This is a genomic window from Amycolatopsis azurea DSM 43854 (genome assembly GCF_001995215.1).
GTDB lineage: Bacteria > Actinomycetota > Actinomycetes > Mycobacteriales > Pseudonocardiaceae > Amycolatopsis > Amycolatopsis azurea.
In genome coordinates, this window is record NZ_MUXN01000004.1 from 32,192 (window position 1) to 54,381 (window position 22,190).

The 22,190-nt window shown below is 68.8% G+C and carries 24 protein-coding genes; 11 read left to right on the forward strand and 13 right to left on the reverse strand.

Annotated features, from left to right (window positions below):
- Window positions 1-42: 42 nt before the first annotated feature.
- The 3 genes from B0293_RS06575 (at window position 43) to secA (ending at window position 4,995) form a co-directional block, all read left to right on the forward strand.
- Window positions 43-681 (forward strand): ComF family protein, encoded by a 639-nt coding sequence (locus B0293_RS06575; RefSeq protein ID WP_005150754.1) that lies wholly within the window; start codon window positions 43-45, stop codon window positions 679-681.
- 543 nt (window positions 682-1,224) lie between these two features.
- A complete protein-coding gene (hpf, locus tag B0293_RS06580) occupies window positions 1,225-1,914 on the forward strand; it encodes a ribosome hibernation-promoting factor, HPF/YfiA family (RefSeq protein ID WP_005150753.1) in 690 nt (229 codons plus the stop codon).
- Window positions 1,915-2,163: 249 nt separating this feature from the next.
- Complete coding sequence (gene secA, locus B0293_RS06585) at window positions 2,164-4,995, forward strand: preprotein translocase subunit SecA (RefSeq protein ID WP_005150752.1); 2,832 nt, start codon at window positions 2,164-2,166, stop codon at window positions 4,993-4,995.
- A 62-nt stretch (window positions 4,996-5,057) separates the two neighbouring features.
- On the opposite strand, the gene B0293_RS06590 is transcribed toward secA, so the two are convergent.
- Window positions 5,058-5,558 carry an Rv3235 family protein gene (locus B0293_RS06590; RefSeq protein WP_005150751.1) on the reverse strand — a complete coding sequence of 167 codons (501 nt, stop codon included), beginning with the start codon at window positions 5,556-5,558 and terminating at the stop codon, window positions 5,058-5,060.
- A gap of 111 nt (window positions 5,559-5,669) precedes the next feature.
- Here B0293_RS06590 and B0293_RS06595 point away from each other — a divergent pair, with 111 nt between their 5' ends.
- Complete coding sequence (locus B0293_RS06595) at window positions 5,670-6,077, forward strand: HAD family hydrolase (RefSeq protein ID WP_005150749.1); 408 nt, start codon at window positions 5,670-5,672, stop codon at window positions 6,075-6,077.
- Here the strand turns inward: B0293_RS06595 and B0293_RS06600 are convergent.
- A complete protein-coding gene (locus B0293_RS06600) occupies window positions 6,049-6,831 on the reverse strand; it encodes a TrmH family RNA methyltransferase (RefSeq protein WP_005150748.1) in 783 nt (260 codons plus the stop codon). The two genes, B0293_RS06595 and B0293_RS06600, sit on opposite strands and share 29 nt — an antisense overlap.
- A gap of 34 nt (window positions 6,832-6,865) precedes the next feature.
- On the opposite strand from B0293_RS06600, the gene B0293_RS06605 reads away from it, so the two are divergent.
- Window positions 6,866-8,272, forward strand: coding sequence for a WS/DGAT/MGAT family O-acyltransferase (locus B0293_RS06605; protein ID WP_005150747.1), 1,407 nt, complete (start codon window positions 6,866-6,868; stop codon window positions 8,270-8,272).
- A complete protein-coding gene (locus B0293_RS06610) occupies window positions 8,269-8,760 on the forward strand; it encodes a DUF6912 family protein (RefSeq protein ID WP_005150746.1) in 492 nt (163 codons plus the stop codon). Before B0293_RS06605 ends, B0293_RS06610 begins: the two co-directional genes overlap by 4 nt.
- Before the next feature lie 384 nt (window positions 8,761-9,144).
- Here the strand turns inward: B0293_RS06610 and B0293_RS06620 are convergent, their stop codons facing one another.
- The 6 genes from B0293_RS06620 to rsgA form a co-directional block, all read right to left on the reverse strand.
- The gene (locus tag B0293_RS06620) at window positions 9,145-10,029 is read right to left on the reverse strand and encodes an NAD-dependent epimerase/dehydratase family protein (protein WP_005150745.1); all 885 of its coding nucleotides are present in this window, start codon (window positions 10,027-10,029) and stop codon (window positions 9,145-9,147) included.
- Between the two features lie 61 nt (window positions 10,030-10,090).
- Complete coding sequence (locus B0293_RS06625; RefSeq protein WP_039915366.1) at window positions 10,091-10,888, reverse strand: lipoprotein; 798 nt, start codon at window positions 10,886-10,888, stop codon at window positions 10,091-10,093.
- A 71-nt stretch (window positions 10,889-10,959) separates the two neighbouring features.
- A complete protein-coding gene (locus tag B0293_RS06630) occupies window positions 10,960-11,631 on the reverse strand; it encodes a hypothetical protein (protein ID WP_005150742.1) in 672 nt (223 codons plus the stop codon).
- A 156-nt stretch (window positions 11,632-11,787) separates the two neighbouring features.
- On the reverse strand, window positions 11,788-12,660 hold the full coding sequence (locus B0293_RS06635; RefSeq protein WP_005150740.1) for a LolA-like protein: 873 nt from the start codon (window positions 12,658-12,660) through the stop codon (window positions 11,788-11,790).
- Complete coding sequence (locus B0293_RS06640; protein WP_052014248.1) at window positions 12,661-13,560, reverse strand: hypothetical protein; 900 nt, start codon at window positions 13,558-13,560, stop codon at window positions 12,661-12,663.
- 60 nt (window positions 13,561-13,620) lie between these two features.
- Complete coding sequence (gene rsgA / locus B0293_RS06645; protein ID WP_005150737.1) at window positions 13,621-14,631, reverse strand: ribosome small subunit-dependent GTPase A; 1,011 nt, start codon at window positions 14,629-14,631, stop codon at window positions 13,621-13,623.
- A 101-nt stretch (window positions 14,632-14,732) separates the two neighbouring features.
- On the opposite strand from rsgA, the gene B0293_RS06650 reads away from it, so the two are divergent.
- Complete coding sequence (locus B0293_RS06650; protein ID WP_005150736.1) at window positions 14,733-15,491, forward strand: SOS response-associated peptidase; 759 nt, start codon at window positions 14,733-14,735, stop codon at window positions 15,489-15,491.
- Window positions 15,488-16,096 carry an alpha/beta hydrolase family protein gene (locus tag B0293_RS06655; protein ID WP_005150735.1) on the forward strand — a complete coding sequence of 203 codons (609 nt, stop codon included), beginning with the start codon at window positions 15,488-15,490 and terminating at the stop codon, window positions 16,094-16,096. Before B0293_RS06650 ends, B0293_RS06655 begins: the two co-directional genes overlap by 4 nt.
- Here B0293_RS06655 and B0293_RS06660 read toward each other — a convergent pair.
- Entirely contained in the window at window positions 16,046-16,609 is a 564-nt protein-coding gene (locus tag B0293_RS06660) for a hypothetical protein (RefSeq protein ID WP_039915276.1), read from the reverse strand. The two genes, B0293_RS06655 and B0293_RS06660, sit on opposite strands and share 51 nt — an antisense overlap.
- Window positions 16,610-16,792: 183 nt before the next feature.
- Complete coding sequence (gene ybaK, locus B0293_RS06665) at window positions 16,793-17,269, reverse strand: Cys-tRNA(Pro) deacylase (RefSeq protein ID WP_005150733.1); 477 nt, start codon at window positions 17,267-17,269, stop codon at window positions 16,793-16,795.
- Window positions 17,270-17,459: 190 nt separating this feature from the next.
- Here ybaK and B0293_RS06670 point away from each other — a divergent pair, with 190 nt between their 5' ends.
- Together B0293_RS06670 and rsrA are read left to right on the forward strand one after the other, a co-directional pair.
- A complete protein-coding gene (locus tag B0293_RS06670; protein WP_026466946.1) occupies window positions 17,460-18,098 on the forward strand; it encodes a sigma-70 family RNA polymerase sigma factor in 639 nt (212 codons plus the stop codon).
- Window positions 18,095-18,418, forward strand: coding sequence for a mycothiol system anti-sigma-R factor (gene rsrA / locus B0293_RS06675; RefSeq protein ID WP_005150727.1), 324 nt, complete (start codon window positions 18,095-18,097; stop codon window positions 18,416-18,418). Before B0293_RS06670 ends, rsrA begins: the two co-directional genes overlap by 4 nt.
- Window positions 18,419-18,485: 67 nt before the next feature.
- Here the strand turns inward: rsrA and B0293_RS44840 are convergent, their stop codons facing one another.
- The gene (locus tag B0293_RS44840) at window positions 18,486-18,560 is read right to left on the reverse strand and encodes a 50S ribosomal protein bL37 (RefSeq protein WP_369299112.1); all 75 of its coding nucleotides are present in this window, start codon (window positions 18,558-18,560) and stop codon (window positions 18,486-18,488) included.
- 106 nt (window positions 18,561-18,666) lie between these two features.
- Here B0293_RS44840 and B0293_RS06680 point away from each other — a divergent pair, with 106 nt between their 5' ends.
- Window positions 18,667-20,190: a sensor histidine kinase gene (locus B0293_RS06680; RefSeq protein WP_005150725.1), complete on the forward strand. Its 1,524-nt coding sequence runs from the start codon at window positions 18,667-18,669 to the stop codon at window positions 20,188-20,190.
- 317 nt (window positions 20,191-20,507) lie between these two features.
- On the opposite strand, the gene B0293_RS06685 is transcribed toward B0293_RS06680, so the two are convergent.
- Complete coding sequence (locus B0293_RS06685; RefSeq protein WP_026466945.1) at window positions 20,508-20,762, reverse strand: WhiB family transcriptional regulator; 255 nt, start codon at window positions 20,760-20,762, stop codon at window positions 20,508-20,510.
- 273 nt (window positions 20,763-21,035) lie between these two features.
- Window positions 21,036-21,962: a diacylglycerol/lipid kinase family protein gene (locus B0293_RS06690; RefSeq protein ID WP_005150724.1), complete on the reverse strand. Its 927-nt coding sequence runs from the start codon at window positions 21,960-21,962 to the stop codon at window positions 21,036-21,038.
- Window positions 21,963-22,190: the final 228 nt, after the last annotated feature.

Here is a 22,190-nt window from a genome sequence, read left to right on the forward strand (position 1 = left end):
AGATCCCCGGAACTGTCGGACCCCGGCGCGACCGTGACAGGCATGGCCAAACTCCTGGATCTCCTCATCCCCGCCCGCTGCGCCTCCTGTGGCGCACCCGGCGCGCCTTGCTGCGCAACCTGTCAGACCGCTTGGGGTTCGCTCAGCGAGATCACCCGTGCGCCGACGGCCGGTCTCGTCCCCGTCTACGCCCTTGCCCACTATGCCGACGACGCCCGGCGCCTCATCCTCGCCTACAAGGAACGCGGCCGCCGCGACCTCGCGCCGTTCCTCGGGCGGGCGGTCGCCGAAGCCCTGGTCCACCTGCCCGAGCCGGGCGCGGAGCCCTGTCTCGTCCCGGTCCCTTCGAGACGGCACGCCTCGCGTGTCCGAGGTGGACCGCACGTCCGGCGGGTCGCCGAGGAGTGCGTGAAAGCGTTGGCGAGCAATGGAAAACCGGCGACCGTGGCGCCGATCCTCGCGCTGAAGCCCGGGGTCCGCGACGCCGCGGGACTCACCAGGGCCGAGCGCGCGGTGAACCTCGACGGCCGCGTCCGCCTGCTCCCGGGAGCCCGCCCCGGGAGGGTCGTTCTTCTTGACGACGTGATCACAACCGGAGCGACCGCCGCCGCTTGTGCGCGCCTTTTGGACATAAGCGGAATTCACGTTTCCGCGGTGATCGCACTGGCCGCCGCCGGGTGATCGGAGGGTCACCTACAAGAGTGATGAATGATCGGGAACGGGAATGGGTACAAGGTCGTTGACGGGATATGAGGCAGCTTCCGGGGAACACGCGAGCAGCCCGCCACTCCACCGGGGTGGCGGCGGATTCCCTCGGTGGCGTCACCCTCGGTCTTTTCCTGCCCGAAGGCTTGCGCCGTCCGCGTGAAAACAAATCACGGGGACGACGCCCGACAAGCCGGATTGTCCCGCTGGACAGGCGGTCGTCGTCGCGTGCGGTGACGAGGTCTCACGTCCTGATATCCCCCGGCTCGGGGGCTGTTGCTCGGGGCGTGATGCAGCTAACGTGCAGCGCTATCAGCAATCCCGGCAGGCAGGGAGGTGACCAGCCCATGTCCCTGGCGCCGGAGCCGCGCTGAGTCCGCGCTCGGACATCCGCCACGAGACGTCGTGACCTGATGCCGAGTTCCCTCATCGCCCGCGATCCGGGCTTCGTCCCCGCTTTACCGGCGCCCTAGTGAACACATCTACAGCTCGCAGTCATTTCAGCGAGGGAGGTCGTGTATGGACATCGTCGTTAAGGGCCGCAACGTGGAGGTGCCTGACCACTATCGGGCACTTGTCAGCGAAAAGCTGGCCCGGCTAGAGCGCTACGACAAGAAGGTCATCCGTTACGACGTGGAGCTCTTCCACGAGCCCAATCGCCGTCAGTCGAAGAACTGTCAGCGCGTCGAAATCACCGGTAAGGGCAGGGGCCCCGCCGTACGCGCCGAAGCGTGTGCGGGCGACTTCTACGCAGCGCTGGATTCCGCACTGAACAAGCTCGAGAACAGGTTGCGGAAGACACACGACCGCCGGCGCGTGCACTACGGCCGCAGCCGCCCGGAATCCGTCGCCGAGGCGACTTCGATGGCGGCCGCCGGTGGCATGACCACCGACACCCGACATCTGGCGGGTACCGCTGTGCTCGAGGCGCCGGAAGCCGAACCCCTGGCCAACGGTTTCGCCGTCGAGAGCGGTGAAGAGTTCGAGATGCCCCAGCAGCGCTGGGATGACGGGGTGACCGAACACCAGCCCGGTCGCGTCGTCCGCGAGAAGAAGCACGACGCGGAGCCCATGACGGTCGACCAGGCTCTCTACGAGATGGAACTGGTCGGTCACGACTTCTACCTTTTCAACGACTCCGACGCCGGATGCCCGAGCGTCGTCTACCGGAGGCGAGGCTTCGACTACGGCGTCATCCGGCTGAGCTAGCCGGCCCCTCCGACAACCCACAACGCCTATGAGGTGGCCCGTACGCGTGCGCGTACGGGCCACCTCCCTGTCCGGATCAGGCGGGATACGCACCTGCCCGGTCAGGTACCGACAGACGGTGCGTGCGCGAACACCGAGGTGTTCCCTACGATGGGGTCGGATGGTGGTGCGTTACCAGCGCACCTCCGCATACGAGATTGCCCGGGACCGGCTCGGGTGCGATCACAATCAGCTAGTGAGGTCGACCGGATGGTGCTGAACCGCCTGCTCCGCGCGGGCGAGGGCAAGATGGTGAAGCGGCTGCGCAACATCGCCGATCACATCAACACCCTCGAAGACGACGTCAAGGAACTTTCGGACACCGCGCTGCGGGCCAAGACCGAGGAGTTCCGTAAGCGGCACGCGGACGGCGAGTCACTCGACGACCTCCTGCCGGAGGCGTTCGCGGTGGCGAGGGAAGCCGCCTGGCGCGTGCTCGGCCAGCGCCCCTACGACGTCCAGCTGATGGGCGGCGCCGCGCTGCACCTCGGCCAGGTCTCCGAGATGAAGACCGGTGAGGGCAAGACCCTGACCCAGGTCCTCCCCGCGTACCTGAACGCCGTGTCCGGCAAGGGCGTGCACGTCATCACGGTGAACGACTACCTCGCCAAACGTGACGCCGAGTGGATGGGCCGCATCCACCGCTTCCTCGGCCTCGAGGTCGGGGTCATCCTGGCCGACCAGACCCCCGAGGTCCGCCGCCAGCAGTACGCCGCCGACATCACGCACGGCACGAACAACGAGTTCGGCTTCGACTACCTCCGCGACAACATGGCGTGGAGCCTCGAAGACTGCGTGCAGCGCGGCCACAACTTCGCGATCGTCGACGAGGTGGACTCCATCCTCATCGACGAGGCCCGGACGCCGCTGATCATCTCCGGCCCGGCCGACCAGTCCTCGCGCTGGTACGTCGAGTTCGCGCGGATGACGCCGCTGATGAAGGTGGACATCCACTACGAGGTGGACATCCGCAAGCGCACCGTCGGTGTCACCGAGAAGGGCGTCGCCTTCGTCGAGGACCAGCTCGGCATCGAAAACCTCTACGAAGCCGCGAACACGCCGCTGGTCGGCTACCTGAACAACGCGCTGAAGGTCAAGGAGCTCTACAAGCGCGACAAGGACTACATCGTCCGTGACGGCGAAGTCCTCATCGTCGACGAGTTCACCGGCCGTATCCTGCACGGCCGCCGCTACAACGAGGGCATGCACCAGGCGATCGAGGCCAAGGAAGGCGTCGAGATCAAGGCCGAGAACCAGACGCTCGCCACGATCACGCTGCAGAACTACTTCCGGCTCTACGGCAAGCTGTCGGGCATGACCGGTACCGCCGAGACCGAGGCGGCCGAGTTCCACCAGACCTACAAGCTGGGTGTGGTGCCGATCCCGACCAACAAGCCGATGGTCCGCGCCGACCAGGCCGACCTCATCTACAAGACCGAGCAGGCCAAGTTCGAGGCCGTCGCCGAGGACATCGCCGAGCGGCACGAGAAGGGCCAGCCGGTGCTGGTCGGCACCACGAGTGTCGAGAAGTCCGAGCACCTGTCGAAGCTGCTGCTCAAGCTGGGGGTCCCGCACGAGGTCCTCAACGCCAAGCACCACGACCGGGAGGCGCTGATCGTCGCCCGCGCCGGGCGCAAGGGCGCGGTCACGGTCGCCACCAACATGGCGGGCCGTGGTACCGACATCGTGCTCGGCGGCAACCCGGACATCATCGCCGACGAGGTGCTGCGCGACCGCGGTCTCGACCCGGTGGAGCACTCCGAGGAGTACGAGGCCGCCTGGCCGAAGGTGCTCGAAGAGGCCCAGGCCGACACGAAGGCCGAGGCCGAGGAGGTCCGCGAGGCGGGCGGGCTGTACGTGCTCGGCACCGAGCGGCACGAGTCGCGCCGGATCGACAACCAGCTCCGCGGTCGTTCCGGCCGTCAGGGCGACCCGGGCGAGTCCCGGTTCTACCTGTCGCTCGGTGACGAGCTCATGCGCCGCTTCAACGCGACGATGGTCGAGCGGGTCATGACCACCATGCGGCTGCCGGACGACGTGCCGATCGAGCACAAGATGGTCTCCAAGGCGATCAAGAGCGCGCAGACGCAGGTCGAGCAGCAGAACATGGAGATCCGCAAGAACGTCCTCAAGTACGACGAGGTCATGAACGAGCAGCGCAAGGTGATCTACGCCGAGCGCCTGCGCGTCCTCGAGGGCGAGGATCTCCGCGAGCAGATCGAGCACATGCTCGTCGACGTCATCAACGCGTACGTCAACGAGGAGACCTCTTCGGGCTACGCCGAGGACTGGGACCACGAGAAGCTGTGGACGGCGCTGAAGACGCTGTACCCGGTGAAGGTCACCTGGGACTCGCTGACCGAGGACGACGACCTCGACGCCGAAGGGCTGCGCGAGGCGCTGCTCGAAGACGCTCACCGCGCGTACGACGAGCGCGAGGTCGAGATCGACGGCAAGGTCGGCGAAGGCGCGATGCGCAGCCTGGAGCGCCAGGTGATGCTCACCGTGCTCGACCGCAAGTGGCGTGAGCACCTCTACGAGATGGACTATCTCAAGGAGGGCATCGGCATGCGGGCCCTGGCGCAGCGTGACCCGGTCATCGAGTACCAGCGCGAGGGCTACGACATGTTCCGCGCGATGCTGGAGTCGCTGAAGGAGGAGGCCGTCGGCTTCCTGTTCAACCTCCAGGTCGAGCAGGCCGAGCCCGCTGCCCCGGCGCCCGAGTCCGCGTCGGCGCTGCCCGCCGGTGTCGGCTCCGGGAACGGCCAGGTCGCCAACGGCGATGGACGGCACGCCCGCCCGACGCCTCCGCAGGGTCCGGCGACCGACACCGAATCCGTGCCGTCCGCCTTGCGGGGCAAGGGACTCGGCGGCGGTTCGCAGTCCGGGCTGACCATGTCGGGCCCGTCCGAGGACGGCGGCGTCGAGTCGCATTCGGACAGTGCCGGCAGCGACGGCGGTGACCAGAGCGGGACCCGGCGGGAGCGTCGTGCCGCGCAGCGCTCGGCCCAGAAGAAGGGCAAGAAGGGCCCGCGCCGCTAGGAGCGTTCGAAGGGGGCCTTCACCGCGCACGACGCGGTGAAGGCCCCTTTGTCATGCCGCCGTCATGCCGCGACCCGGAGCGAGGAAACCCGTCGCGGCGGCTTCAGCAGGTTGAAACGCGTGCACACCCAGCCCGACGGGGTCCGCTCGAAGCGGGCGGCCAGAGCGAGGCAGCGATCGTTCTGTTCGACCGTCGCGCAGGCCTCGACGACACCGTCCGCCGGATGGCTCAGGTGGACCGACCTCGGCCGGTAGCCGCCCGGCGGACGACGACGGCCGCTGTCGAGCAGCGCGCTGTGGAGCGCCGGGTCGAGGATCGGCCGCACCTGGCTCGCCGGGCGGCGCCCGTCACAGGCTTCGAGGATGGTGGTCAGCAGCCTGCCGACCTGGCGCCGGTCCGGCGTGTCGGGCCGTGGCCGGGGTTCCACCACGATCTCTTCCCCGAACAGCGGCAGGTCCAGCACGAGCTGGTTGTCCGGCGGTGCCACCCGGTGCACCAGCCTGTCCGCGACCCGGTAAGGCGGTTCACACGGTTTCAGCCGTCTCAGTACGTACGAACGCATCAGGCAGTCCCCCTCCGCGGCCCCTCGGCCGCGCCCAGCAACTAAGGGGCGTGAGACCGGCGGCGCCGCGACACGAACCGCCCGAGAGGATGAACCGGGCGGTGATCGCTTGTGTACGGTGGGCCGGTGCTGAAAGGGCTGGTCATCGACTACGTCGGGGTGCTGACGGACGACGGCGCGGACGAGCTGTACGCGTTCCTCCAAGCCGCCAGGGCACGCGGCATCAAAACGGCCTTGCTCTCGAACGCTCCCGGGGCGTCGAAGGAGGCCAAGAGGGCGCTGAACCCGTTCTTCGACGCGCTCGTCTTCTCCGGCGAGGTCGGCGTGGCCAAACCCGAGCGTGAGGTCTACCTGCTCACCGCGGGCCTGCTGGACCTGCCCGCCGGGCGGTGCGTGTTCGTCGACGACGCCGCGCACAACGTCCGCGCCGCGGTGGCGGCCGGGATGGCGGGCGTGCACCACACCTCGGTCGAGGAGACGCTGACCGAGCTCAGCGCGCTCTTCCCGCAGCGCCGTTAGCCCGGCGGACCAGCTCGAACGAGAGCACGGCGGCGGCCGCGGACACGTTGAGCGACTCGACCTCGCCCGGCATCGGGATCGACACCCACTCCGTCACCAGCTCGCCGACCTCGGCGCCGACGCCGTTCGTCTCCCCGCCCAGCACGAAGGCCGCGCGCTGCGGCAGTTCGACGTCGAACACCGTCGCGCCGGCCGAAGCGCCCAGCGCGTAGATGCCGTATCCGGCTTCGGTGAGCATTTCGGCGGCCTCACGCGCGCTGCCGCAGCGCAGCACCGGCGCGCGGAACGCGACCCCGGCCGAGGCCTTGACCACCATCGGGTCGAGGGCGGCGACCCCGCGTCGCGGCACCACGACACCTTCGAGCCCGGCGGCGGTCGCCGTGCGCAGGATCATCCCGACGTTCGCCGGGGTGGTGATGCCGTCGAGCAGCAACACTCGTGACGGAGGTCTCCCGTCGGACAGGGCGGCCTGAAGCGACCGCATGCGCGGGGCGACGACGTCGGCCAGCACCCCCTGGTCCTGCTTGCCGTTGCCGGCCAGCACCTTGACACGATGCGCGCTCGCCCGCTGCACCGGCACCCCGGCGGCCTTGGCGGCGCGCTGGATCTCGGCGGCGTTCGGCCCCCGCACGGTGTCGGCGAGAATCACCTTGTCCACCTCGAGCGCCGCGTCGTCCAATGCCTCGAGCACCGGTTTCCGGCCGTACACCGTCAGGAACCGGTCCTTCGGCGAGATCACCGACTCATCACCCACACCGGCGAGTGTCCCACTATGTAAGGATCGGCCCATGCCCGACCGCCTCTCGGCGCTGGACGCCTCGTTCCTGTACGTGGAAGACCACTCGACCCCGATGCACGTCGGCGGGGTGGCGATCTTCGAACGGCCGCGCGACGGCTTCACCCACGAACAGCTGCTGGACCTGATCGGGCAGCGACTGGCGTTCCTGCCGCGCTACCGGCAGCGCGTGCTGGAGGTGCCGGGACATCTCGCCAGGCCGGTGTGGGTCGACGACGTCGATTTCGACCTCAACTACCACGTCCGCCGGTCCGCGCTGCCGCAGCCGGGCTCGGACGGCCAGCTGTTCGATCTCGTGGCCCGGCTGATGTCGAGGCGGCTCGACCCGGGACGGCCGCTCTGGGAGGCGTACTTCGTCGAAGGGCTCGCGGGGGACCGGGTCGCGCTGGTCACCAAGACGCATCAGTCCGTTGTGGACGGGGTCGGCACCATCGAACTCGGGCAGCTGATCCTCGAGACCGCCCCGCAGGAACCGGAACCGTTCGACGACAACTGGCACCCGCGCCGGGAGCCGAGCCGCACCCAGCTGATGCTCGACGCCGTCGCCGAGACCGTGCAGCGCCCGACGGAGCTGGTCGAGAACGTCCGGTCCATCGCCCACGACGCCACCGCGATGGCGGGCAAGGTCACCGAAACGGTCGGCGACGTCGCGTCGGCGCTGAAGACCATGGTGAAGCCCGCGCCGTCCGGGCCGCTCAACGTCCGCACCTCCGGCGGCCGCATGTTCGCCGTGGTCCGCACGCGGCTGGAGGACTTCCGCAAGGTCCGCGCCGAGCACGGTGGCACGGTCAACGACGTCGTGCTGGCGGCGATCACCGGCGCGCTGCGGGAATGGCTGCTCTCCCGGGGCTCGGCCCTGACCGCGACCACCACCGTGCGCGCGCTGGTGCCGATGGCCGTCCGCGACGCCGAGACGGCCGAGTTCTCGACGCCGGCGCTGGTCGGGAACCAGGTCGACGCCTACCTGGTCGATCTGCCGGTCGGGGAGCCGAACGCGGTGCTGCGGCTGCAGCACATCGGCCACGCGATGGCGGACCACCTCGACTCCGGCCGTTCGGTCGCCGCGCGCGGGCTGCTGACTGTCGGCGGCTTCGCGCCGGCGACCCTGCATTCGCTGGGCGCGCGGGCGGCCGGGTCGATGTCGGGGCGCATCTTCAACGTGCTGATCACGAACTCGCCGGGCCCGCAGGTGCCGCTCTACGCGGGACAGGCGAAGATGGTGGAGATGTTCCCGGTCATGCCGCTGGTGCGCAATCAGGCGCTGGCGATCGGGGTCACCTCGTATCACGGCGGTGTCTACTTCGGACTGAACGGCGACCGCAAGGCCGTGTCCGATGTGGACCTGCTCGCCGGGATGATCGAGGAATCGTTGGAAGAACTGAAGGGTGCGCACTGGTGAGGGTTTATCTGCCCGCGACGATCGCGATGCTCCGTGATCTCGAAACCGCCGGGGAGTTCCGGGCACGCAGCGGCACGGGGTTCGCGCTGACCCCGGCGCTGCGGGAGTCCTACGCCAGCGGATCCGACGAGGAACTCGAGTACGCCGCGCTGCTCGACGCCGCCAGGGCGTCGCTCCGGCTGATCGCGGCCGAGGAGAAGCCCGAACCGCGGCGGGTGGTGATCTCGGCCGACATCGACGAGGTCACGCTGCGCCCGGATCTCGACGCCGCCGTCGTCCGGCTGTCCGGGCCGGTGAAGGCCGCCGACGTCGCCGCGATCCACGTCGACGCCGCCGAGGCCGCCGAGTCGGTCCAGGCCGCCGCCGCGGTGATCGACCAGGCCGACCTCGGCGACCCGGACGCGGAATTCACCCTCGGCGACGCCGAAGACCACGAACTCGCCTGGTACGCGCCCCAGGAGCTCCCTTTCCTGCTGGAACTCCTGTAACCCCGCGCATTTATTGAGCAGCAAGGCAAAGGTGTCCTGTCGGGTGGCAAGTCCGTGAAGGCCTCCTTGAGGGACTCTGGGTCCCTCAAGGAGGCCTTCACGGACCGGTGTTCGGTGGCGATCAGCGTGGTGAAGGGGACTTTCCTCTCATCGCACGAGCGGAAAGTCCCCTTCACCCCGGGTCATCCGTCCTCGTGGGGCGACGGGTCCCCGAAGCGTTGCGAAAGCCACTTTCGCAACCTTCAACGTTGCGGAAGTGGCTTTCGCAACACCCGAGGTCGGCAGGCGGGCGAGCGAACGAACACGCCGCATTTGCCTTACCCCTCAATAGTCCTCTGAATGCGGTCCTTGCGCGTGCAACTACCGCATCCAGAGGACGAAACGCTAGAACCACGAGGGGCCGGGGGCGGGGCGTTCGGGTCGCCAGCCGGTCGCCTCGGTGAGCCGGGTCGAAACGACGCGCTGCGAACGCGCCAGCACCGACATCAACCCCACCCGGCTCGCCAGCCATTTCGGCAGCGCCCGCGGCCGCCGGACACCGGCCGCGGCCGCCATCGCCTCGCCGAGTTCTTGTTTCCGCACCGGATCCGCGGCCAGGTTGTAGACGCCGCTCGGTGCCCGCAATGCCGCGATCGCGCCGGCCGCCGCGTCGTCCGGGTGGATCGCCGCGGTCCAGTCGGTCCGGCGGCCGATGATCAGCGGCGAACCGCGCCGGGCGGCCGCCAGCATCATCGTGGTCATCGGGTCGTCGGAGACCAGCAGCCCGATGCGCAGCCGGATCGCCGTGCGTCCCTCGTCCGCCAGTTCCGCGATGTTGGCGTGCGCCACCGTCGAAGACGCGATGTGACCGCTCGCCGCGAGAGGCGCGTCCTCGTCCAGTTCCGCGTCGCCGCCGTCGGCGTAGACGAACGAAATCCCTTCCTGCACCACGATTCCCAGCTCGCCGACCCGGCGCGCGGCGGCCGCGAGCGTCCGGCTGCCGTCGATCCGCAGGCGGTCGTTCTCCGCCCAGCCGGACGCCTTCATCGCGTGGCGCGCGTCCGGGATCCGGGTCGCGACGTTCACCACCGCGTCGTGCCCGTTCAGCGCCCCGGCCAGGGAATCGACGTCGAACAGCGAACCCGTCACCGGTTTCGCGCCGGCCGCGCGCACGGCCGCGACGCGGTCCTCGCCGCGGGCGAGCCCGCTCACCTCGTGGCCCTCGGCCAGCAGCCGCCGTACCAGCGGTCGCCCCAGCACCCCGGTCGCCCCGATCACCATCACGCGCATGTCCGCTCCTCCTGTCCGCCTTCACGACCTGGACGAGGCGGGCGCGGAGAACGTGACAGGGTCAGCCCGCCGGGATCTCCCCGATCTCTTCCGGCGGCGGAGCCTGGATGTCTGCCTGCGTGCCCCAGTCGCTGTAGCGCGTGACGATCCGCGCCATCGCGCTGTCCGGAACACCCGACGCGGCGAGGACGGGGGCGAGGTCGAGCACGATCTGCACCGGCTGGTGCGCGTCGTCGAGCCAGACCTCCATCGGGATCTTCCCGAGCTTGCCGTGCAGCTCCCCGACGGCCTCCGCCGACAACCCGGCGGGCAGGTCGCCGCCCAGCGCGGCCATGTCGACGTCCAGCCGGTAGCGCTCGGTGGAGACGCCGTCGAGTTCGGCGCGCCCGGACTCGGTGAGCGTGCCGGCCCGCCGGACCTGGTCGAGCGCCCGCCCGGGGTCGTTCTGCTTCGCCAGCTGGTCGATGCTGCCGCCGGCGACCTGCGAGAACGGGTCCGCGCCATCGGGAGAGACCTTGACCCACGGTTTTCCGCCGGGGACGTCCTCGCGGGCGCTTTCGGGGACCTTGACGAAGACGATCTTGTCGACCAGCCGGAGTTCGAGCGGCTCGCCGAGGAAGTCCGTGGTCATGGCCAGCGCGGTGCCCGTCCGCGCGACCCGGGCCTGCCCCTGGCTCTTCGAACGCATCGTGCCCGCCGTGACGTCGGTGGCGAACTTCGCGGCCTTGCCGTCCGTGGCGGACGCGGCCCCGTCGGCGAGCGCGCGGGCGTCGGCGAACGAGACGGTCGTTTCGCCGTCACACGCGCCGAGCATCGCCCCGAGCACGAGCACGACGGCGGACAGGGCCGTTCTCCGCATGAGCACCTGCTTTCCAAGGCGGCACTCAAGCGAAACACAGCCGGGGACCTCGCCCCGATCGGGGGAACGGCTCAGCGGCTGTCGCCGATGGCCTCGGGCGGCGGCGCGATGATCACCACGTCCGAGGCCCAGCTGTCGTACTTGACCGTGACCTTGTCCATGCTGACCTGCACCGGACGCTGGTCGCCGTCCAGCCACACCTCGGCCGGGGCGCCGCCGAGATCGAGGACGTAGTGCGTGGTGGCCGTCCCGTTCAGATCGGTCCGCTCGGACTTGGTGACCTTGCCGGACTTCGAGATCCGCTCGATCGTGCGCGTCGGGTCCAGCTTCTCGACGACGTCCGTCATGAGCGCGCCGTTGGCCGCGGAGAGCGCGTCCTTGCCGTCCGCGGTGATCTTGACCCATTCCTTGTCGGTCTTGAGCTCCCGCACCTGCGCGTCGGACAGGTGGTAGTAGAGGACGCCGTCGGCGTAGATCAGATCCCGTTTCTCGCCCGCGATCTCGGCGACCATGGAGAACTTGCTGTTCGCGCCCTCGTAGAGCCCGGAGCTGGTCACCACGACCTTGCGGCCGTCCTCGGCGGTGGTCTCCAGCGCGATCTTGGACGACCGGGCCTTCTGCGTGCCCGCGCCGGCGGCCGAGGCCAGCTGCGCCGCGTCGGCGGCCGCCGGTTTCTCCTCGCCGGAACAGCCTCCCAGCAGCAGGAGAGCGGTACAGACGACGGCGAATCCGGTGGCACGCATAGGACTCCTCGGGTGAATGGTCTGTACCACTACCGTAGCGCCTATCGCGTGAATTTCCACCGTCCGATGGTCCGGAAGCGCGTGAAGGCCCCCTTCCCTCGGCTGGTCATTCGAAACCGTGGCAGAGGGAAGGGGGCCTTCACGCGCGAAAGGAGCTTAGATCCCCTGCTTCGTCAATTCGGCGTAGTCGGCCACCTCGGCGGCGGGGGGCGCGGTGACGTTCACCGGCGTGCCCCAGTCGCTGTAGGTGTACGTCGCCCTGGCCTCGCCGGTCTGGCGTCCTCCCGCCGATTTCATGAACGAGGTCATGTCCATGGTCATCTTGAGCGGAAGCTGCTCGGCGTTGAACCACAGTTCGGCCGGGATCAGCAGGTTCTTGCCTTCGAGCCGCTTCTCGATCTTCGCGCGCTCTTCGGCGGGAGCCTGGTCGCCGAGGAACAGGTCGAACTGCTTCTTGGCGTCGAATTCGACGAAATAGTGGTTCACCGGGACGCCGTCCAGCTGGGTCTGCTCCGACCGGATGATCCGACCGGTCTTTTCGACCAGCTCCAGCTGCTTCATCGGGTCGCCCATCTCGAACGACTTCTGCATCGCCTTCCCCACGGCCTTCGCCTGGGGGTCCTCGCTGTTCAGGTCGATCTTCCCCCAGTTCTTGTCGGTCTTGAGCTCGGTCTTCTGATCCGGGGGGAGCTTGATGAACAGGGTCTGGTCGACCAGGCGCAGGGTGACCGCTTCGCCCGCCGTGGTCATGTTCACGTCGATCTTCGAGGCAGGGCCGTCGTAGAGCGCCATCACGGTGCCGGTGACCTTCTCGGCGCCGAGCATGCTGTCGATGGTCGTCTTGGAGGACTTGCTCTTCCGCGTCCCCTGCTTCGCGGCCTCGACGAGGCCGAGCGCGTCGGTGAACGGGGTCGCCAGCGCGAGCTCGCCACCCTTGTTCTCGACCGGGTCGGCCGGGCGGGTGCCGCAGCCCGTGACCACGAGGGTCAGGGCCGCGGCCACCGCGGTGAGCTTGAAGGCCGTGCGCACTTACCGGCCGCCGGCCTGGTTCTTGATCATCTCCGCCATGTCGCCGACCTGGTCGGCGGGCGGGGCGGTGATGGTCACCGGGGCACCCCAGTCGGTGTACTTGACCGTGGTCTTGGCGACACCGTCACCGGGGGCGCCCATGGCCTTCACGAACGCGGTCGTGTCCGAGACGACCTGCACCGGCAGCTGGTCGGCGTTGAGCCACAGCTCGGTGGTGATCATGACGTTCTTGCCCGCGAGCTTCGCCTTGAGCTGATTGACGCTCTCGGCGGGCAGCGGGATGCCGATGTCGCCCATGATGAGCGCGATGGCCTTCTCGGCTTCGACCTCGATGACGTAGTGGTTGGTCTGCGCGCCGTTCAGCTCGACCTGGTCCGACTTCGTGATCTTCCCGGCCTGCGAGACCTGCTCGAGGATGCGCGACGGGTCGCTGTCCTTGATGGCCTTCGACATCAGCTTGCCGAGCAGCTGCGAGAACGGATCCTGGCCGTCGGCCGAGATCTTCACGTACGTCTTGTCGGTCTTCAGCTCGGCCTTGTCGGCCTCGTCGAGCTTGACGAACAGCGCGCTGTCGACGAAGAGCATGTCGATCTTCTTGCCGTCGCTGTCCATGGACATCGAGAACTTGGTGTTCTGGCCGTCGTACTGGCCCTGGCCGGACGCCGTGTTCTTCTCGGTGCCCGCGACGGTCTCCATCGTGACCTTCGACGACTTGGCCTTCTTGGTGCTCTCGCGGCTCAGGGCCGCGAGCTGGATCGCGTCGCCGAGCGGCGACGAAAGCGAGCTCTTCGCTTCGGAAGGAGCGGGAGCAGCCGCGCCGGACTGCTTCTCGCCGCCGCAAGCGGACAGCGCCAGGACGGCGGCCGTGGTGACGGCGGCGAGCATGGTTACGCGCTTCAAGGGGACCCCTCAGAAAAGTTGATCTAATCCGAACGGGTTATCGCGCGAAGCCGGATTTAGTTACCGATCGTCCTCATGTCCAGCTCGGGACCCCAAAAGGCGACGCAAGGACTCCAGTCGTTCCGGACTCGCGTCACCCTCGGTGACGACGTCGTCGAGCGCGCAGTCCGGGTCCGAAGGCGGCCCGAGGTGCCCGCAGGCGGAAGGGCATTCTTCGGCCGCCGCGGCGAACTCCTCGAACGCGAGCACGATGTCGTCGGCGGTCACGTGCGCCAGCCCGAACGAGCGGACGCCGGGCGTGTCGACCACCCAGCCGCCACCCGGCAGGGGGAGGGCGACCGCCGCGACCGACGTGTGCCTGCCCTTGCCGACCGCGCTGACCACGCCGGTCGCCAGATCGGCGTCCGGCACCAGCCGGTTGACCAAAGTGGACTTCCCGACCCCGGAATGCCCGACCAGCGCGGTGACCCGGCCCTGGAGCCGCCCGGTCAGCTCCTCCGGATGCTCGTCGTGCCGGGTGACCACGGCCGGGATGTCGAGGCCCGCGTAGCCCGAGAGGAGTTCGTCCGGGCTTGCGAGGTCGGCCTTCGTCAGGCACAGGACCGGTTCGAGGCCGCCCGCGTAGCAGGCGACGAGGCAGCGGTCGATGAATCCGGTCCGCGGCGGGGGATCGGCCAGCGCGGTCACGATCAGCAACTGCTCGGCGTTGGCGACGACCACCCGTTCGAAGGGATCGGTGTCGTCCGCCGTCCGGCGGAGCACGCTGGAGCGCTCGTCGACCCGGATGATCCGGGCGAGGGTGTCCGGCTTGCCGCTCACGTCGCCGACGATGCCGACGGTGTCGCCGACGACGACCGAGACCCGGCCCATCTCGCGGGCCCGCATCGCGGTGACGATCCGGTCCGGATCCGAGTCGATCGCGCAGGTCCAGCGGCCGCGGTCCTTCCCGATGACCATCGCCGTGGAGGCGTCGGCGTGTTCGGGGCGGCGTTTGCTGCGCGGCCTGGTGCCCTTGCCGGGACGGATCCGCACGTCGGATTCGTCCAGCCTGCGCCAGTCCTTGCCAGCCAATCCGCCTCCTGCTCTCCGAACACCGCGGGACAATGATCCCATGCTGCTCGCCATCGTCCGGCCGGCGTGTAACGATGACTGTCGATTAGGGAGGTTTTCGCATGTGCGGGCGCTATGCCGCCACCAAGGACCCCGCGGCGCTGATCGACGAATTCGCCGCGATCGACCTGACCGAGGGCCGGATCCGGACCGACCACAACGTGGCGCCGACCAAGTACGTCCCCACCGTGGTGCAGCGCCACCCGCGTGACGCCGACGGCGCGGTGCTCGAAGACGAGCCCACCGTCCGGTCGCTGCGGATGATGCGCTGGGGCCTGGTCCCGTTCTGGGCGAAGGACCCCGGCGTGGGCTCGAAGATGATCAACACGCGCGCCGAGACCGCCAAGGAGAAGCCGTCCTTCAAGAAGGCGGTCTCTTCGCGGCGTTGCCTGGTCCCCGCCGACGGCTGGTACGAGTGGCGGCGCGACGGCAAGGAGAAGCAGCCCTTCTACATGACCGGACCGGGTGACGGGTCGCTCGCCTTCGCCGGTATCTGGGAGACCTGGCGGCCGAAGGACGACAAGGACGCGGACCCGCTGATCACCTTTTCGGTGATCACCACGGACTCGATCGGCAGGCTCACCGACGTCCACCACCGCATGCCGCTGCTGATGCCGCGCGAGAAGTGGGACACCTGGCTCGACCCCGACCGGCCCGACGTCACGGACCTGCTCGTCCCGCCGCCGGTGGACCTGGTCGACACGATCGAGCTGCGGCCGGTGTCCAGCCTGGTCAACAGCGTCCGCAACAACGGCGCCGAGCTGCTGGACCGGGTCGAGCCCGCCGTCGAAAGCGCGCTCTTCGACGCGCCGAACTCATGACGACCCTGGAGATCGACACCGCCTACGGTCCCGCGCGGGCCGAGTTGCACTGCGCCGAGGAGGGCTCCGCGGTGCTGATGCTCGGCCACGGCGCGGGCGGCGGGATCGGTGCGAAGGACCTGGTCGCGGTCACGCGGGCGGCGCAGGCGGCGGGCGTGCACGTGGCGCTCGTCGAACAGCCGTACCGGGTGGCGGGCCGCCGGGCTCCCGCGCCCGCCACGCAGCTCGACACCGCCTGGCTGACCGTGGCCGACGAGATCTCCGAGCGGTTCGACGATCTCCCGATCGTGTTCGGCGGCCGGTCCTCCGGGGCCCGTGTCGCCTGCCGGACCGCCGCGGCGGGACAGGCGGTGGCGGTGCTCTGTCTGGCCTTCCCCGAGCATCCGCCGGGGAAGCCGGAGAAGACCCGGCAGGGTGAACTGGACGCCGTCGAGGTCCCGACGCTGGTCGTCCAGGGCGAACGTGACCCGTTCGGCCTGCCCAAGGCGGGGCCGCATCACGAGATCGTGGTGCTCAAGGGCGACCACAACCTCAGCGCCGACCTCGACGGCGTTTCACGCGCGGCCGCCGAGTGGCTGGAGCGCGTGCTGCGCCCGCTCGCCTGAAAGCCGCCGCCGGGCGTAGTGCACGGTGACCGCGGCCAGCAGCGGACCCCAGAGCACGAGCGGCGCGTAACAGGCGGCCATGACGACGCCGTAGACCGGCGAGGGCTCCCAGCTGCTCGGCGACATCGACGAACCGGCCTCCGCCCAGCCGAACAACCCCTGGATCCCCAGCGCGGTCAGGGCGATCGCGCCGGCGGCCGCCGGGACGATCGCGGCGAGCGGCGGGATCCTCTTGCCGCGCAGCCCCGGGATCCAGCGCGGCCACACCTCGCCCCACGGCCGCACCAGTCCGAGGGTGAGGAAGGCGAGAGCCTCGGCGAGAACGCTCAGGCCGAAGACGTAGGCCGTGCCCCAGCCGGGGATGCCGAACTCCGTCAGGCCTTGCGCGGTGAACCCGACCGGGAGGCCGAGCCCCATCGCGATCCGCCAGAGTCCGGAGGGCAGGGTCGTCAGCAGCGTCGCGTGGGCGGCGAGATTCGCCCACTTCGGCACGTCGGGCACGGTCTTGCTCATGGCGTCGCTCCCCAGGAGTCGTCGTTCGCTTGACGACGACGATCCCGGAGCGCGGCCGCGTGATCTTCCCGCCGCGGACCGACCCTGCTCCCTCTCTGAGGTGAACCCGCCTTCGCGTTTCGTCCTCTGAATGCGGTACTTGCGCGTGCAACTACCGCATTCAGAGGACGAAACGCGGGGGAGTCAGCCCGCGATGGGGGCGAACACGGCACCGGTGAGCCGCACCAGATCGCCGGGCGCGAGTTCGACTTCGAGACCGCGCCGTCCCGCCGAGCAGTGCACGGTCTCGAACTTCTCCGCCGAGGCGTCGATCACTACCGGGAGCCGGCTCCGGTGCCCGAGCGGCGAGATCCCGCCGAGCACGTACCCGGTTGCACGCTGCGCGGCCGCGGGGTCGGCCATCTTCGCCTTCTTCCCGCCCACGGCGGCCGCGAGCGCTTTCAGGTCCAGCTGCCCGGTGACCGGGACCACACCGACGGTCAGTTTCCCGTCGACCTCGGCGACCAGTGTCTTGAACACGCGCGCGGGGTCGAGCCCCAGCGCTTCGACGGCTTCGAGGCCGTACGACTCGGCCCGCGGGTCGTGGTCGTAGGCGTGCAGAACGTGCGCCACTTTCTGCTTCGCCAGCAGCGCCGTCGCCGGGGTTCCCTTGCCTGCCATGGGCGGAGTCTACGAGCGCGCCGGGAATGCCCGGCCGGGCCGCACTGTTGGAAGGCACGTGTCCACCACACTCGAAGCTCCCCGAATCCTGATCCCGCGCACGCCGGGCGGCCAGGTGATCCGTCCGCGCGTAAACTCGACGACGTCTCATGCGCACAAGCGCATCGACGCCGATCGGGAAGGGAACGGTTTGCCGAGCACGCAGAATCCCGCGCCGGACACGGGCACGGACGCCGAAGAGGCGGCCGCGCGGGCCGAGCGCTTCGAGCGGGACGCGATGCCCCTGCTCGACCAGTTGTACTCGGCCGCCATGCGGATGACCCGGAATCCCGCCGACGCGGAGGACCTCGTCCAGGAGACGTACTTGAAGGCGTACGCGGCCTTCGCCTCCTTCAAGGCGGGTACGAACCTCAAGGCGTGGATGTACCGCATCCTCACGAACACCTACATCAACGGCTACCGGAAGCGTCAGCGCCAGCCGGTGCAGCAGCCGACCGAGGAGATCACCGACTGGCAGATCGCCAAGGCGGAGAGTCACACCTCCAGCGGGCTGCGCTCGGCCGAGGTCGAGGCGATGGACAACCTGCCCGACGCCGACGTCAAGGAAGCGCTGCAGAAGCTGCCCGAGGAGTTCCGTCTCGCGGTCTACCTCGCCGATGTCGAAGGTTTCGCGTACAAGGAGATCGCCGAGATCATGGACACGCCCATCGGCACCGTGATGTCCCGGCTGCACCGCGGCCGCGCCCAGCTCCGTGACCTGCTCGCCGACGTCGCCCGCGAACGCGGCTTCATCCGCGCGGGCAAACAGCAGGAGGTGGCGGGGCGATGACCGAGGACTACTGCTCCGGCGCGGACGACAAGGTCAAATGCGAGGAAGCCCTCGCCGACATCTACCTGCTCCTCGACAAGGAGTGCAGCGCCGAGCGTGACGCCGCCCTGCGCAAGCACATCGAGGACTGCCCGCCGTGCCTCGAGGAATACGGCATCGACGAGCACATCAAGCAGCTGCTCGCCCGGAAGTGCGGTGGCGACCACGCGCCGGACGACCTCAAGTCCCGGCTGCGGGCCTCGATCCGCCAGACCGTGCAGACCAAGGGCGCGATCACGATCGAGCGCACCGAGGTCAAGATCGAGCAGACCTTCGAGTAACCCGCTCAGCACACACGAAGGCCCCCGTACCGGATCGGTGCGGGGGCCTTCGCTGTCTGATCGATGATCAGGAGTTGGGCTTCTTGCCGTGGTTCGCGCCGTTCTTCTTACGGTCGCGACGCTTGCGGGCGCGCTTCGACATGTTTCACTCCTCGTCCGAGTGGCCCTCGCGGGGTGATACGACACCGCTGGGCCAGGGTCAACCTCTCCAGTGTGTCATGCGGCCCTCACCCTGCTTGGATGGGGACGTGTCCACCCTTTCCGATCTGCTCGCGGAGAACACCGGCCTGTCCGGCGAAGCCGCGGACCATCTCCAGACCGTGGTCGCCGAATGGCAGCTGCTGGCCGACCTGTCCTTCGCCGACTTCCTGCTCTGGGTCGCCGTCTCGCAGGAGCTGCAACCCGACGGCGGCGATTACGTCTGCGTCGCGCACGCACGCCCGACGACGGCGCCCACGGCCCATCCTGAGGACGTCGTCGGTACCCGGTTCACCGAGGACGAGCACCCGCAGCTGGCCAAGGCGATCCGCGAGGTGCGGATCTGCCGCGAAGAAGACCCGCATTGGTACCGCGACCTGCCGATGCGCCGCGAGGCCATCCCAGTGATGTTCGGCGGCACGGTGATCGCCGTCCTCAGCCGCGAGACGAATCTCGCGGCCTCCCGGGTGCCGAGCCCGCTCGAAATCGCCTACCTCGGCAGCGCGGGCGACCTGTGCCAGATGATCGTCGACGGCACCTTCCCAAGTCCGGGGAATCAGACGGACACGCACACCAGTCCGCGGGTCGGCGACGGCCTGATCCGCCTCGACCCGACCGGGACGGTGGTCTTCGCCAGCCCGAACGGGTTGTCGGCCTATCACCGGATGGGGCACGAATCCGACCTCGTCGGGCAGCGTCTCGCGCCGCTGACCAGGTCGCTCATCCGTGACCCGTTCGACGCGACCGAGGTTTCGCACCGGATCATCGAGGCGCTCGACGGCAAGCCCAGCAGCCGTACGGAGGCGGATTCCCGCCGCGGCGCCGTCGTGCTGTTCCGTGCGCTGCCGCTGCGCCCCGCCGGGCAGGCCGCCGGCGCGCTGGTGCTGGTGCGCGACGTCACCGAGGTGAAGCGCCGTGACCGCGCCCTCCTGTCGAAGGACGCGACCATCCGTGAGATCCACCACCGGGTGAAGAACAACCTCCAGACCGTCGCCGCGCTCCTGCGGCTCCAGTCGCGCCGGACCTCCAGCGAGGAGGCGCGGCTGGCGCTCGGCGAGTCCGTGCGCCGGGTCTCGTCGATCGCGATGGTCCACGAGGCGCTGTCCATCTCGGTGGACGAGCGGGTCGATCTCGACAAGCTGCTCGACAACGTCCTCCCGATGGTCGGTGAAGTCGCCACGGCCGAGTCCCAGGTGGGGCTTTCCCGCACCGGCTCGTTCGGCGTCGTCGTCGCCGAGATCGCGACGCCGTTGGTGATGGTGCTCGCCGAACTGGTCCAGAACGCCATCGAGCACGCGTTCCCCGACGGACGGCCGGGCAAGGTCGAGCTCGTCGTGGAGCGATCCGCCCGCTGGCTCGACATCGTCATCCGCGACAACGGGCGCGGACTGCCTTCGGGTTTCTCGCTGGAGCGCAGCGATGGTCTCGGCTTGCAGATCGTGCGGACCCTGGTCGAGTCGGAACTGCGCGGCTCGCTGTCGATCCGCGGACTGCGCGGGGACGCCGAGGAGCCCGGCGGCCGCCGGGCGGGAACCGAAGCCGCGCTGAGGATCCCGTTGTCACGACGACTGTGAAGTCCGTGTCACGGGTCTGGAGTGGACTGTCGCTTGTGATCGTCCTCAAAGGACAGTCTCACCCGGACACGTTTTAGGGCCGGCGCCAGAAGAGAAGATGGCGCCGGCCCTTTGACGATGCCGCGGGAGGACTTGGAAAAAGTCCCGGAAAGCCATACCCCCGTGAGGGTGTGTCGGCCTCGCTTGTTAAGCTCAAGTCGGGTAGGTGTCACCTCGCAACGCAGGGCCATACAGCCACTGCGCCGCGGGATTACCCGAAGCTTGGGGTCTTGCTGAGTTTTAGGTGATGCGATGAAGCGTGCTGAGTCTTGAAAAACTCAGGCGGAGGTACGCGTGCCGATGTGCGTACGACGGCGCTTCAGGGCCCGTCGCTCGTCCTCGCTCATCCCGCCCCAAACGCCTGCGTCCTGCCCGCTGGCCAAAGCCCAGGCCAGGCAGTCGGAAGCGACGGTGCAGCGGTGGCACACGGATTTCGCCTGAGTTACCTGCGACAGAGCAGGACCGCTGGTTCCCACCGGGAAGAACAGCTCGGGGTCCTCGTCTCGGCAGGCCGCGTCATGGCGCCAGTCCATGTTTCTGAGCTCCTTCATAACGGCGCGGTACTCCGCGCCATAGTCGTCATGGCGGTCGTTTTTTTGGGTGCTTGTGAATGCTTTCACGAAGCACCCGTTTCGACAAGGGTTTTCTGAAGATCGGTGAGTCAGCTCACCCGGCCGAGCGACGCTTCTGACCTGCGGTTTCGTTCCGAAACGGCCCTCCGAAGGGAAGGCCGATGCGGTGAGCGGAGGTTCTGCGTCGATGAGCGGCAGGTCGTACTTTGCCGCAGGCGATCAGCTGCCCGGTCGTCAGACGATTACCGTCAGTGCTTCCGGGACGCTGAAGAACTCCACCCGCTTCCGCTGGCCGACGAGGTCGCCGTCCACCTGGAAGTTTACCGGTTCAGCAGCGTCAATGCGGATCATCGGAAGGTCATCGTGACGAAGGAGACGTCGTCCGCGTTGGTTGCTCTTCGTGAGCAATGCCTGCCGTACATGCTTGAACACGGTGGGCAATCCCAGACCGCTCAACGCGAAAAGGCCCAGTCCGGTGTCGAACGAGCTCCCCGGGTTCAGGTGGACCGGACGGTCCCCCAGGTAGCTCCACGGATCGGTGTTCGACACGAAAGCGGTCAGCACTTCGGTGGGCTCTTCACCCGGGATCCTGACGGTGAGGGGCGGGCGGCCGAGCGGAGGCCGTAGATGCGACGCCACCGCGGCCCTCAGGTAGAGCCCCGCGGTGGTCTGTTTGCCCCGTCGCTTGGCCACGCGGCCGACGACGTCGGCGTCCCAGCCCAGGCCGGCGTTGAAGGTGAACCAGTGGCCGTCGGCGATCCCGAGGCCGACTTTGCGGCTCCGGTCGTTCTCGATGGCGTTGAGGAGTTGGTGGGTCGCTTCCACCGGATCGTGCGCGATGCCCAGAGCGCGGGCGAAGACGTTCGCCGAGCCGCCCGGCACGACACCGAGCATGGGGACCTCGCCGACCTTCGCCGGATCGCCGTCGGCGTCCGCGAGCAGGCCGTTGACCACCTCGTTGACCGTGCCGTCGCCGCCGTGGGCGACCACCAGGTCGATCCCGTCACGGGCGGCGGACCGCGACACGGCCATCGCGTGGCCGCGGTAGTCGGTCTCCACCACGTCGAGTTTGACCTGGCTGGCCAGTGCGTGCGCCAGCACGTCACGGCCACCGGCGGTGGTCGAGGTGGCCTGGGGATTCACGACGAGGATGGCACGCACATACCGCAGGGTAAGTGACTTCGGCCCGAAGGTGGGAGCTTCACGTGACGCGAAGCTCAGCCGCGCGACGTCCTCGAGGCAGCACCTGGTGACCCCTGTGGCGGGCGTCCCTCCTTCACTGCCGGTGAATGACAGCTCCGTCGTGACAAGTGCACCCGGGCCGACCGCCCGCTCATCGACGACACTGCCAATTCTTCCCATACGACGGTCAGGGGAAACCGGCCGACC

Coding starts and splice junctions, on each gene's coding strand:
- B0293_RS06575 (WP_005150754.1), top strand. CDS start 43: ATGGCCAAACTCCTGGATCTCCTCATCCCCGCCCGCTGCGCCTCCTGT.
- hpf (WP_005150753.1), top strand. CDS start 1,225: ATGGACATCGTCGTTAAGGGCCGCAACGTGGAGGTGCCTGACCACTAT.
- secA (WP_005150752.1), top strand. CDS start 2,164: ATGGTGCTGAACCGCCTGCTCCGCGCGGGCGAGGGCAAGATGGTGAAG.
- B0293_RS06590 (WP_005150751.1), bottom strand. CDS start 5,558: ATGCGTTCGTACGTACTGAGACGGCTGAAACCGTGTGAACCGCCTTAC.
- B0293_RS06605 (WP_005150747.1), top strand. CDS start 6,866: ATGCCCGACCGCCTCTCGGCGCTGGACGCCTCGTTCCTGTACGTGGAA.
- B0293_RS06620 (WP_005150745.1), bottom strand. CDS start 10,029: ATGCGCGTGATGGTGATCGGGGCGACCGGGGTGCTGGGGCGACCGCTG.
- B0293_RS06625 (WP_039915366.1), bottom strand. CDS start 10,888: ATGCGGAGAACGGCCCTGTCCGCCGTCGTGCTCGTGCTCGGGGCGATG.
- B0293_RS06630 (WP_005150742.1), bottom strand. CDS start 11,631: ATGCGTGCCACCGGATTCGCCGTCGTCTGTACCGCTCTCCTGCTGCTG.
- B0293_RS06650 (WP_005150736.1), top strand. CDS start 14,733: ATGTGCGGGCGCTATGCCGCCACCAAGGACCCCGCGGCGCTGATCGAC.
- B0293_RS06655 (WP_005150735.1), top strand. CDS start 15,488: ATGACGACCCTGGAGATCGACACCGCCTACGGTCCCGCGCGGGCCGAG.
- B0293_RS06660 (WP_039915276.1), bottom strand. CDS start 16,609: ATGAGCAAGACCGTGCCCGACGTGCCGAAGTGGGCGAATCTCGCCGCC.
- ybaK (WP_005150733.1), bottom strand. CDS start 17,269: ATGGCAGGCAAGGGAACCCCGGCGACGGCGCTGCTGGCGAAGCAGAAA.
- rsrA (WP_005150727.1), top strand. CDS start 18,095: ATGACCGAGGACTACTGCTCCGGCGCGGACGACAAGGTCAAATGCGAG.
- B0293_RS06685 (WP_026466945.1), bottom strand. CDS start 20,762: ATGGACTGGCGCCATGACGCGGCCTGCCGAGACGAGGACCCCGAGCTG.